This is a genomic window from Rhizobium sp. SVR5-2C (genome assembly GCF_056755115.1).
In genome coordinates this window covers 1-8,099 of record NZ_JBNDHT010000206.1, presented here as the reverse complement: position 1 = coordinate 8,099, position 8,099 = coordinate 1, and the positions used below count along the sequence as shown (strand labels likewise).

8 protein-coding genes are annotated in these 8,099 nt (G+C 65.4%); 4 read left to right on the top strand and 4 right to left on the bottom strand.

The annotated features are described in order from the left end of the window. The coding region (locus ACPYOI_RS33425) for an aquaporin (protein ID WP_481423975.1) at positions 1-346 on the bottom strand (346 nt) is incomplete at its 3' end. A gap of 30 nt (positions 347-376) precedes the next feature. After that, positions 377-730, bottom strand: a complete 354-nt coding sequence (locus tag ACPYOI_RS33420; protein WP_481420054.1) for an ArsR/SmtB family transcription factor — start codon at positions 728-730, stop codon at positions 377-379. 42 nt (positions 731-772) lie between these two features. Here ACPYOI_RS33420 and ACPYOI_RS33415 point away from each other — a divergent pair, with 42 nt between their 5' ends. Next, entirely contained in the window at positions 773-1,288 is a 516-nt protein-coding gene (locus tag ACPYOI_RS33415) for a DUF6428 family protein (RefSeq protein ID WP_481420055.1), read from the top strand. Positions 1,289-1,365: 77 nt separating this feature from the next. Here the strand turns inward: ACPYOI_RS33415 and ACPYOI_RS33410 are convergent, their stop codons facing one another. Both ACPYOI_RS33410 and ACPYOI_RS33405 read right to left on the bottom strand, forming a co-directional pair. Next, complete coding sequence (locus ACPYOI_RS33410; RefSeq protein WP_481420056.1) at positions 1,366-1,641, bottom strand: hypothetical protein; 276 nt, start codon at positions 1,639-1,641, stop codon at positions 1,366-1,368. Then, positions 1,641-2,411 (bottom strand): DUF899 domain-containing protein, encoded by a 771-nt coding sequence (locus ACPYOI_RS33405; protein WP_481420057.1) that lies wholly within the window; start codon positions 2,409-2,411, stop codon positions 1,641-1,643. Before ACPYOI_RS33405 ends, ACPYOI_RS33410 begins: the two co-directional genes overlap by 1 nt. A gap of 119 nt (positions 2,412-2,530) precedes the next feature. Here ACPYOI_RS33405 and ACPYOI_RS33400 point away from each other — a divergent pair, with 119 nt between their 5' ends. The 3 genes from ACPYOI_RS33400 to uvrB all read left to right on the top strand — a co-directional run bounded on the left by ACPYOI_RS33400 (position 2,531) and on the right by uvrB (position 7,652). Beyond that, entirely contained in the window at positions 2,531-3,751 is a 1,221-nt protein-coding gene (locus ACPYOI_RS33400; RefSeq protein ID WP_481420058.1) for a helix-turn-helix domain-containing protein, read from the top strand. A 10-nt stretch (positions 3,752-3,761) separates the two neighbouring features. Further along, positions 3,762-4,394 carry a Vgb family protein gene (locus tag ACPYOI_RS33395; RefSeq protein WP_481420059.1) on the top strand — a complete coding sequence of 211 codons (633 nt, stop codon included), beginning with the start codon at positions 3,762-3,764 and terminating at the stop codon, positions 4,392-4,394. A gap of 120 nt (positions 4,395-4,514) precedes the next feature. Next, a complete protein-coding gene (uvrB, locus tag ACPYOI_RS33390; protein WP_481423974.1) occupies positions 4,515-7,652 on the top strand; it encodes an excinuclease ABC subunit UvrB in 3,138 nt (1,045 codons plus the stop codon). Positions 7,653-8,099: the final 447 nt, after the last annotated feature.

Below are 8,099 nucleotides of genomic sequence, written 5' to 3'. Positions count from 1 at the left end.
CCTGCAGCAAGGGTAGCGCGAACATGCCATGCGCGAGCATCGTGCCTGCAATGCCGCCAAAAGTCTGCGCGGCGATATAGGCCGGCATGGACGCGGCTGGCAATTCGCGACGCAGCGCAAAGACCAGCGAGACGACCGGATTGAAATGCGCGCCCGATATCGGCCCGAGAACGGTAATCAGCACGACGAGCATTGCCCCCGTCGCCAGCGTGTTGGCGAGCAGAGCTAGCGCCGTATCATCGGTCAGACGATCCGCCATGATGCCCGAACCGACGACGGTCGCGACCACAATGCCCGTGCCGAGCCCTTCCGAAACAAGGCGACGCGAAAGCGGAAACGACGTCATAGTTTCAAGCCTCCAACCGCGTCAGCGTGATCATTGAACCTTGCCTTCGGCCGGCGTGCAGCAGGCCGCAACCTCGGCCGCCGGCGCGCAGATTTCCGGATGGCCGGCGCAGCAGTCTTCCATCAGAAAGCGCACGAGGCCGCCGAGGGCATCGTAATTCGCGGTGTAGATGATCGAGCGGGCTTCGCGCTGCTGGCTGATAAGGCCGGCGCGATCCAGCTCCTTCAGGTGGAAGGAAACATTCGACGGCGAGACTTCGAGCTTTTCCGCAATCGTGCCTGCCGCCATGCCATCAGGACCGGCAACCACGAGCATACGGACGATCTGCAGGCGGCTTTCCTGGGAAAGCGCGCCAAATGAAGCGAGGGCTTGACGTTCATCCATATTTCAACAATCCTTGAAATGTTGAAACGAGGAATATCGCAGATGAATGCAGTGAACAAGACCTTTTCTCAGGATATCAGCCTCGGCCTGCTGCTCGATGGGCTCGCCGCCTCCCGCGATTTGCCTCTAGTGTTCCACTATGGCGGCCGCCCCGTGAAGCCCGGCTATCACGTCACCGAAGTGAAAGCCGGTCAGTTCCAGGCACTCGACTGCGGAGCCAACCCGGAGGCTTGGGTGGAAATTTTCGTACAGCTTTGGGATATCGACGAAGGCGACCGCACCCATATGCCGGCGGGCAGATTCGCCGCCATCATCCGCAAGGTCTCTGAGCATGTGCAGCTGGGCGGCTCAGCGAAACTGACCTTCGAAGTGAGCGACGGCGTGCAGCCAATGCAGCTTTATTGCGCTTCGACCCCCGTTGTCTGTGACGGCGTGGTGCATGTCGAACTTGCGCCGCGTGCCGCAAGCTGCAAGCCGCGTGACCGGTGGTTGGCGGAACAGGTCCAGGTTGCCGACTGTTGCGGACCGGCGACCGGAGCGAAATGCTGCGCCGCCTAGTCCCGATGACCGTCATGGGCCGATAGCGGTCGGGAGCGGCGCAAATTTCCCGCTCCAAGAGTCGACCGCCCGCCGGCTCATGGCCGGCGGACACTTTCCGCTCCGCCCGCCACCAGTCTCAGCCAGGGACCGGCATGAAACAGGCTCATCAGCAGGTACATCGGCACCATGCCGCCGAATATCGAGGCGCCATGCATGGCGCAGATCATGTCGGGCGGTGCACCGCCTGCCGTTAGAAAGGCCATGGCCGCGAAGGTCGGCGCTGCGGCCAATGACAGCCAGCGGGCGACGCCCGAGGAAAGGCCGGCGGCGTTGCCGCCGGCGCTGGGGTTGGAATGCGGTAGCCGCGACATCAGCTCACCCCGTATTTGTCATGGTGACGCCACCAGATGCCCGTCTCGTTGCGGCCGAGCGGCGCGCGGTCGAGCCACTGGTACATCCCCCAGACGCCGTCCAGTCCGCGCGCATAGGACGAATAGGCGTGATAGATCGCGCCGTCCTTCATCACGAAGGCGCTAAGCCCCGGCCTTTCGCGTATAAAGGTCGCGACATCGGTTCCCGTTGCCGAGGCGACCTGGGCCGCGGGCCCTTCGCCACCCCTGGCGGCCAGCGGTCCCGGCATCGGCGGCTCGCGGCGGTAGTTGTATTCGATGCCGTCGCGCTGCTCCTCCGCCGTGAACCAGACATTGAAATCATGATTGAAATCGCTACCGACCGACGAGGCCCAGTCGAAGGTCCAGCCCATGCGCCGCTTGAATTCCTGCAGTTTCGCCAGCGGCGCCCGGGATACGGCGCTGAACGCGACATCATGGTTTTCCAGATGGACTACCACACCGTTGAAGCCGTCGGCGATCGCCGAGCAGGATGGGCAGCCGGCCGTATAATCCGGGCCGAACATGAAATGATAGACGAGCAGCTGCGAGCGGCCCTTGAAGAGCGCGGAAAGCGGCACGATTCCCGCCTCTGTCTCCAGGCGATAGTCCTGGTCGATCTTCACCCAGGGCAGCTGCTGGCGCCGCTCGGCCACTTCGTCGCTGCGCCGCGTCAGTTCCTTCTCCTGCTCCAGCAGTTCAAGCCTTGCTGCAAGCCACTCCGCCCGTGATCCGGTTGTATGTTCCATCATCTTCAGTCTCCTTTGGTTGCTGGTCGCCGGCTTGGCGGCGCGCCCTGTTGCCTGCTGGTCGGGAATAAACTACCGCTGGAAGCACGAAGGCCGGGAGTTACAAGTGTGACGGGATTTGCATGGACTCGCTGATCACGGCGGCAGCGCAGGCGCTTGCCTCGGGCGATGCGCTCGGCGCGCTGAAGCGCGTCTCCCTGCGTGACGATCCGCCGGCGCTTGCGCTCAGGGGCATCGCGATGGCGCAACTCGGCGATCTCGTCCGCGCCAAGGCCCTGCTGAAAGCTGCCGCGCGCGGCTTCGGACCGCGCGAAGCCATCGCCCGCGCCCGCTGCATTGTTGCCGAAGCCGAAATCGCCCTCGTCTCGCGCGACCTCACCTGGCCGCAAAAGGCCCTGGATGCCGCACGCCGGACGCTGGAAAGCCACGGCGACCGCCTCAACGCCGCGCATGCCGGCAATCTGCAGGTGCGCCGCCTGCTGTTGATCGGCCATCTCGACGAAGCCGAACGCCGCCTTGCCGATCTCGATCCGGCCCCCCTCCCGCCTGCCCTGCGCGCGGGCCACGAGTTGGCGGTCGCCGGCATCGAGATCAGGAGGCTGCGGACAAGGACCGCACGGGAAGCTTTGGCAAGGGCGACTGATGCGGCGCGGAGCGCCGGCATCCCCGCGCTGAGCGTCGAGGTGGAGCAGGCCGCGCAGGTGCTCGATGCGCCCGCCGCACGCCTTGTCGCCCGCGGCGAGGAGCGGGTGATCCGGCTTGCGGAGGTCGAGCGCCTGTTCGCCTCGGACGCGCTGGTGATCGATGCATGCCGCAATGTCGTGCGCAGCGGCAGCCATGTGGTACCGCTCGCCGGACGGCCGGTGCTTTTCGAGCTGGCACGGACACTGGCGGAAGCCGCCCCCGGCGATGCGCCGCGCGCCCTACTGTTGTCACGCGCCTTTCGCGCAAGGCATGCCGATGAATCGCACCGGGCGCGGCTGCGGGTCGAGATCGGGCGGCTTCGCGCGGCTCTGGAAATGCTTGCCGAGATCAGGGCGACGAAGCGCGGCTTTGTGCTGATGCCGCGTGGAAAACGCGACATCGCTGTGCTCGCCCCACCGGTCGAAGAAGAGAATGCCTTCCTGCTCGCCTTGCTGGCGGACGGCGAAGCCTGGTCGAGTTCGGCGCTGGCGATCGCCCTCGGAACCAGCCCGCGCACCGTGCAGCGGGCGCTCGATGCGCTCACAAGCGCGGGAAAGGTGTTATCCTTCGGCAACGGCAGGGCGCGCCGCTGGATGATGCCGCCCGCCGTGGCATTCCCGACAACTTTGTTACTCCCCGGCCCGCTGCCGAGCGATTAGGATGGACGCCATGAAAAAATCTGTAGCTGAAATCATTCGCGAATATGGTCCCTTCGAGGACGCCCCGAGCGTCGCCGGCGTCACCTTCGACGGCCGGCAGGTCTGGTTCGCCTCGGGCGAGAAGCTGCACGCCTTCGATCCGGACGACGGCCGGCAGCTTCGTTCCATCGACGTCGCCTCTCATGCCGGAACGGCCTTCGACGGCCGCCACCTCTTCCAGATCGCCGGGGACCGCATCCTGAAGATCGACCCGGCGTCCGGCGCGGTGCTGTCCAGTATTCCGGCCCCCGGACACGGCGGCGATTCCGGGCTCGCCTGGTCGGAAGGCACGCTCTGGGTCGGCCAGCATCGCGACCGGAAGATCCACCAGATCGATCCGGCAACCGGCGACATCCTGCGCACCATCGAATCCAACCGCATGGTCACCGGCGTCACCTGGGTCGACGGCGAACTCTGGCACGGCACCTGGGAAGGCGACGACAGTGACGTGCGCCGCATCGACCCCGTCACCGGCGAGGTGCTGCAGAGCCTGGACATGCCCGAAGGCACCGCCGTCTCCGGCCTCGAATCCGATGGCGGCGACCGCTTCTTCGCGGGCGGCGGCAACAGCGGCAAGATCCGCGCCATCCGCCGGCCTAGATGAGGCGCCCTCGCCCGCGACCCTGGAGCGCCACACTGTTGGCGAAAACCGAACGATTCATTCGTTTCCCTTTTGTACTCTTTGCCCCTTTTCTTTCGCGCTGACTCTCGCCATATTCCGCGCATGGCCAAATCTCCGAAGAAATCTCCCGCCCCGAATGGCTTCGAGGAAGCCCCGCAGTCGTCCTTCGAAGGCGCTCCCCTGAGCGGCAGCGTCGCCGACTGGGTGAAGCAGCTCGAGGCCGAGGCGGAAGCCTCGTCCGTCGAATCCCAGCGCGAGATCGCCTCCAAGGCGGGCAAGCACCGCAAGAAGGTGGAAATCGCCGCCTCGAAATCGGCGCGCGGCACCTCCATGGGCGGCTCGACCGACCCGAAGACCCGCGCCGCCGCCGGCCTCAATCCGGTGGCCGGCATGAACACGACGCTGGAAGAGGCCGCCGAGCTCAAGGCGGGCACCGCCGTCACCGCCACCGTCGAGGCGCTGGCGGCGTTGATCGAGAGCGGCAATCCGCTGCACAAGAACGGCAAGATCTGGACGCCGCACCGCCCCGCCCGGCCGGAGAAATCCGAAGGCGGCATCGTGATCCGCATGGCCTCCGACTACCAGCCCGCCGGCGACCAGCCGACCGCCATCAAGGACCTCGTTGAGGGCCTGGAGAACGGCGACCGCTCGCAGGTGCTGCTCGGCGTCACCGGCTCCGGCAAGACCTTCACCATGGCCAAGGTGATCGAGGCGACGCAGCGCCCCGCCGTCATCCTCGCGCCCAACAAGACGCTCGCCGCCCAGCTCTATTCCGAGTTCAAGAACTTCTTCCCTGATAACGCCGTCGAGTATTTCGTCTCCTACTACGACTACTACCAGCCGGAGGCCTACGTCCCGCGCTCCGACACCTATATCGAGAAGGAATCCTCGATCAACGAGCAGATCGACCGCATGCGCCACTCGGCGACCCGCTCGCTGCTCGAACGCGACGACTGCATCATCGTCGCCTCGGTCTCCTGCATCTACGGTATCGGCTCGGTCGAGACCTATACCGCCATGACCTTCCAGATGGAGGTCGGCGACCGCCTCGACCAGCGCCAGCTCCTCGCCGACCTCGTCGCCCAGCAGTACAAGCGCCGCGACATGGATTTCCAGCGCGGCTCCTTCCGCGTGCGGGGCGACACCATCGAGATCTTCCCGGCTCACTTGGAAGACGCCGCCTGGCGCATCTCGATGTTCGGCGACGAGATCGACGCCATCACCGAGTTCGACCCGCTGACCGGCCAGAAGACCGGCGACCTGAAATCGGTAAAAATCTACGCCAATTCGCACTACGTCACCCCCCGCCCGACGCTGAACGGCGCCATCAAGGCGATCAAGGAGGAGCTGAAGCTCCGCCTCGCCGAGCTGGAAAAAGCCGGCCGCCTGCTGGAGGCCCAGCGCCTGGAGCAGCGCACCCGCTACGACATCGAGATGTTGGAGGCGACCGGCTCCTGCGCCGGCATCGAGAACTATTCGCGCTATCTCACCGGCCGCGATCCCGGCGATCCGCCGCCCACCCTCTTCGAATACATCCCCGACAACGCCATCGTCTTCATCGACGAGAGCCACGTCACCATCCCGCAGATCGGCGGCATGTATCGCGGCGACTTCCGCCGCAAGGCGACGCTCGCCGAATACGGCTTCCGCCTGCCGTCGTGCATGGACAACCGGCCGCTGCGCTTCGAGGAATGGGATGCGATGCGCCCGGATACCGTCGCCGTCTCCGCCACCCCCGGCGGCTGGGAAATGGAGCAGTCGGGCGGCGTCTTCGCCGAACAGGTGATCCGCCCGACCGGCCTCATCGACCCGCCCGTCGAGGTCCGCTCCGCCCGCTCCCAGGTCGACGACGTGCTCGGCGAGATCCGCGAGACCTCCGCCAAGGGCTACCGCACGCTGTGCACCGTGCTCACCAAGCGCATGGCCGAGGACCTCACCGAATACCTGCATGAGCAGGGCATCCGCGTCCGCTACATGCACTCCGACATCGACACGCTGGAGCGCATCGAGATCATCCGCGATCTGCGCCTCGGCGCCTTCGACTGCCTCGTCGGCATCAACCTTCTGCGCGAGGGCCTCGACATTCCCGAATGCGGCTTCGTCGCCATCCTCGACGCCGACAAGGAAGGTTTTTTGCGCTCCGAAACGTCCCTCATTCAGACGATCGGCCGCGCGGCGCGAAACGTCGACGGCAAGGTGATCCTCTATGCCGACACCGTCACCGGCTCGATGTCGCGCGCCATGGAGGAAACCGCGCGGCGCCGCGAAAAGCAGATGGCCTACAACGAGGAACACGGCATCACGCCGGAATCGGTGAAGGCGAAGATCTCCGACATCCTCGATTCCGTCTACGAGCGCGACCACGTCCGCGCCGACATCTCCGGCGCATCAGGCAAGGGCTTCGCCGACGGCGGCAACCTCGTCGGCGGTAACCTGCAGGCCCATCTCAACGCGCTCGAAAAACAGATGCGCGACGCCGCCGCCGACCTCGACTTCGAAAAAGCCGCCCGACTGCGCGACGAGATCAAGCGCCTCAAGGCCGCCGAACTCGCCGTCATGGACGACCCGATGGCGCGCGAGGAAGCCAAGTCGATGGAAACTGGCCGCAAGGATGCTTCGAGGCTCCGGTCTACGGCCTCCGCGCCTCAGCATGAGGGCGCAAAGGGCGCCGCAGCAGACTCCCTCCCCCCTGTGGGGAGGGTTGGGGAGGGGAAAGCCACTCGCGCCAACACCAGCCCTCATGGTGAGGAGGCCCAAAGGGCCGTCTCGAACCACGAGGGCGAGCGTGGAACCTCCTACTTCGCCAAACCCTCTCTCGACGACATGGGCCGCGACATCGCCGAACCCAGAGGCCGCGGCTCAAGCCGCAGCGGACAGGCAGACGCGACAGGGTCCCTCCCCCCTGTGGGGAGGGTTGGGGAGGGGCAATCCCTCTTCCGCCGCAACAGCCTCGACGAAATGACCGTCGGCCGCACCGAAAAACCGGTCACCGGCAAGCTGCCGGACCGTCCGGCGGAATCGGTCAGCACCAAGAAGCGCTTCTCGCCGCTCTTGGAAGGCCAGCCGGAACACGCCGGGGACCCCGTCAGCGACGACGCCAGCAGGAGCTTAAGGACGGCGCAGCCAGACGACCCCCGCCCCCTCGTCCGCGGCAAGACCGGCGTCGGCTCCTACGAGGACCCGGTGGACCAGAAGCGCAAGGGCCGGACGAAGGGGAAGACCGGCCGGCCGGGCCGCTGATTTCTCGGCGCTGGCCCCTTCTGCCGTCATGCCGGACTTGATCCGGCATCCAGCGCGCTCAAGTCCTTGAGCGCGAAAGACTCTTTTTGCGCCGCAGACGCGGCGCTGCTGGATCGATCTGGTCACGCAGCCGACTTGCAAAACTGTAGAAGAAAATCACAACCCGGGGGAGCAAATAACTCCCTATCCGAAGGACATGAAGCAAGTTTCTGCTTTATCAGTGAAAAATCTGCAACCAGATCTTGAACAAACGAAGCTTCCAACATTATATGTTCGAGGTCCATGGTTGCCATGGCGTCGGACGTGAAGCTGGACCTGTCCATGCGGATCGCGCGCCACGGAGACCACGCCGAGGTGGCACTTGCTGCCTAGGTGTCTGTCGTCGCGGCTCTGCCGTGCGCAGTGGATGGGGTGCCTGTCAACGGTCGGGATAGTATGTACGGGGAC

Excerpts from the sequence above, each read along its gene's own strand:
- ACPYOI_RS33420 (WP_481420054.1), bottom strand. The coding sequence starts at position 730 with ATGGATGAACGTCAAGCCCTCGCTTCATTTGGCGCGCTTTCCCAGGAA.
- ACPYOI_RS33415 (WP_481420055.1), top strand. The coding sequence starts at position 773 with ATGAATGCAGTGAACAAGACCTTTTCTCAGGATATCAGCCTCGGCCTG.
- ACPYOI_RS33410 (WP_481420056.1), bottom strand. The coding sequence starts at position 1,641 with ATGTCGCGGCTACCGCATTCCAACCCCAGCGCCGGCGGCAACGCCGCC.
- ACPYOI_RS33405 (WP_481420057.1), bottom strand. The coding sequence starts at position 2,411 with ATGATGGAACATACAACCGGATCACGGGCGGAGTGGCTTGCAGCAAGG.
- ACPYOI_RS33400 (WP_481420058.1), top strand. The coding sequence starts at position 2,531 with ATGGACTCGCTGATCACGGCGGCAGCGCAGGCGCTTGCCTCGGGCGAT.
- ACPYOI_RS33395 (WP_481420059.1), top strand. The coding sequence starts at position 3,762 with ATGAAAAAATCTGTAGCTGAAATCATTCGCGAATATGGTCCCTTCGAG.
- uvrB (WP_481423974.1), top strand. The coding sequence starts at position 4,515 with ATGGCCAAATCTCCGAAGAAATCTCCCGCCCCGAATGGCTTCGAGGAA.